General features: G+C 64.2%; 1 protein-coding gene. It reads right to left on the reverse strand.

Going from position 1 to position 316, the window contains the following annotated elements:
- The coding region (locus tag MWH02_RS23070) for an Ig-like domain-containing protein (RefSeq protein WP_271461527.1) at nt 1-316 on the reverse strand (316 nt) is incomplete at both ends.

A 316-nucleotide genomic window follows, 5' to 3' on the forward strand; every position in this document is an offset into this window, starting at 1 on the left:
GTCTTCTTCACCTCGAAGGTCCAGCTGCCGTTGGCCAGCTCCGGCGGCGTCCACGACCAGTTGCCGCCTGCGTCTGCTTTTATGCTGGCGCTGGCATAGCGGCCGTCGCCCAGGGTGTAGCGCAGGATCACCAGGCTGTTGGCTTCGGCGCGACCGTGCAGCGCTGGCGTGCTGTCGTCGGTGCTGCTGCCGCTGGCGAGGTTGCCGGTCACGGGACCGAAGTCATCCACCGCGTAATCGATGACGGGCGCAAAGCCACCGTCGCTTTCGGAAACAATGATCAGATCAAAACTGTCGTTCCAGTGCGTCTGCCCCG

It is taken from the genome of Pantoea leporis (assembly GCF_028048155.1).
Classification (GTDB): Bacteria; Pseudomonadota; Gammaproteobacteria; order Enterobacterales; family Enterobacteriaceae; genus Pantoea; species Pantoea leporis.